This is a genomic window from Novipirellula sp. (assembly GCF_041583735.1).
In the GTDB taxonomy this organism is placed as follows: domain Bacteria; phylum Planctomycetota; class Planctomycetia; order Pirellulales; family Pirellulaceae; genus Novipirellula.
In genome coordinates this window covers 1-2,317 of sequence record NZ_JBFHFD010000947.1, presented here as the reverse complement: position 1 = coordinate 2,317, position 2,317 = coordinate 1, and the positions used below count along the sequence as shown (strand labels likewise).

2 protein-coding genes are annotated in these 2,317 nt (G+C 55.5%); both read right to left on the bottom strand.

Going from position 1 to position 2,317, the window contains the following annotated elements; translation table 11 throughout:
- Positions 1-965: transglutaminase domain-containing protein (locus tag ABX962_RS34905; RefSeq protein ID WP_372726270.1), on the bottom strand; the 965-nt coding region annotated here is incomplete at its 3' end.
- Positions 962-2,317, bottom strand: a 1,356-nt coding sequence (locus ABX962_RS34900) for a transglutaminase family protein (protein WP_372726269.1), incomplete at its 5' end; no start/stop codon positions are given. The genes ABX962_RS34905 and ABX962_RS34900, both read right to left, overlap by 4 nt.

Sequence of the window (2,317 nt, the reverse complement as noted above, 5' to 3'; positions counted from 1 at the left end):
TGTTGCTTGGACAATTGGTCATCGACGTAGCGGCCTGTCGCGGCGATGTCGTGCCAGTGGGTTTGGCTAAGTAGTTTATTTAGAACGGTTGGTTTTAATCGCCGCAGTGTCAGTTGGTCCTTCGAACTGGCGACCAAGGGTGCTTGGATCCCTACCAACGGCACCGTGCGAAAACGATCCGGCGTGCTGGCTAGCGGAACATGATATTCGGCCGTAAAGATCCCCAGGCTTGGGTCCAAGCCGATCCAACCGGCGCCGGGAACAAACACCTCACTCCATGCATGAACACGCGCGGTATCGGTACTGTCATCGTCGCTGACGTTTCCTTCGCTGTCGGTCGTCAACGTGATCAGGTACCCCGAAGTAAAACGTGCTGCCAATCCAAGCGACCGCAGGCTTTGCGTTAGAACCCAAGCCAAGTCTTGGGGCGATCCACCCCCGTTTTCGATGACGTCGTCCAGACCATTCGGTTTCGAGCCCGAAGACCAATCGACTTTCAATCGGTCGTGCACGACGTTATTGATCAGCGTTAAATACTCAACCAGATAACGTGGCGAACGGTCGAGCCCGGCTAGCCAACCCGCGAACGCGTCTCCGTGTGGTTCGGGATGCAAATACGGGATCAGCTCTTTGCGAAGTTGCTCGGGGTACGCAAACGGATAGTCATTTGCAAACGGTTCGACAAAGAATCCGAACGGATTGAAGGGGACCAAATCGGCGATAAATTCAACATCAAACCCAACGCTGCTAAACGGTTTCGGTAGATCCAGACGCCCGAGATGGTTTTCAAACGGATCTCGAGCCCAAGTTAACCAGACGGGGTCCGCGTGAACTTTGATCGAGTACGCCTCGATTTTCGCCGTGGTATGCGGCGCAGGACGCAGACGCAACCACAGCGTTGTCGGATTCAATTGACGATGGAAGACGAAGCTCAGATGATGGCTAAGGGCAACACGCATGCTCATGATTTGTATTCGCGGCGCAGGTCTAAGGTGTGCGGATAATCAGAATTAATTTCGGAGGCCGGATCGCGATGCCCAAGTGGCGGCAGCTCGGCGTAATAGTCTTTCAATTGGTCGACCCATTTCGGTCGTGGTGGGTCGCCCGCACTGTGTCCCCAGGACCAGAAGCGGGACATCCGCCGAGCTTCTGCTTCAAATGCGTTGACAGGAAAGGTTTCGTAACCCAATCCGCCCGGGTGTGAGACGTGGTAAACGCAACCGCCAATCGAACGTCCGAGTTGGATGTCGAACACGTCGAACACCAACGGAGCGTGCATGTCGATGGTCGGATGCAGCCCGAAGGCGGCCTTCCACGCTTTGAACCGCACGCCAGCGACGTATTCGTTGGCCGCCCCGGTTTCATGCAGTGGTAAACTGCGTCGGTTGCAGGTGACGCGATAGCGTTTCGGATCGAGCCCGCGGCAAATGATCTCTAAACGCTCCACGGCCGAGTCGACGACGCGAGCTTGACGCTGAGCCCCGTCCTCTTCGTCCAGCACCAACCACGGTTCCAGTGCCATTCGCAACTCGAGTTCGACGCCTCCGTATTGGACACGTCCGTAAACCGGAAATCGGAACTCGAAAAACGGTTCGTACCATCCCAATTCAAACGGATATCCGTCCTCGGCAAGTTCTTGCATTACTGATTGAAAATCACTGCGAACGTAGTGTGGCAACATGAATCGGTCATGCAACGCCGTTCCCCAGCGGACCAATCGATGTCGATACGGTTTCCGCCAAAATTTGGCGATTAACGCTCGCAGCAGTAACATCTGCGCCAGACTCATTTGCGAGTGCGGCGGCATTTCAAACGCACGAAACTCGAGCAAACCCAAACGCCCCTTAGGACGGTCGGCGGGATAGAGTTTGTCGATACAAAATTCGGCCCGATGCGTGTTGCCAGTCAAATCGGCGAGGAAGCTTCGCAGACTGTAATCGAGTTCGATCGGCGAAACCCCGGTTTCGATTTCGCCCAAGCTGACTTCGAGTTCATCGAGTAAATGGTTGCCTCGTTCGTCAATTCGAGGCGCCTGAGACGTCGGCCCGATGAACAATCCGGAAAACAGGTACGACAGCGATGGATGATGTTGCCAATAGGTGATCAATGACCGCAACAGGTCGGGACGCCGCAGGAACGGACTGTCGCTTGGCTGTTCGGCGCCCAGCGTGACATGGTTGCCGCCGCCGGTGCCGGTGTGACGACCATCCAGCATGAACTTTTCGGTCGCAAGCCGTGACAGCCGTGCTTGTTCATACAAGGTGACGGTGTTCTGCTGCAGATCGTCCCAATTGTCGGCCGGTTGAATGTTGACTTC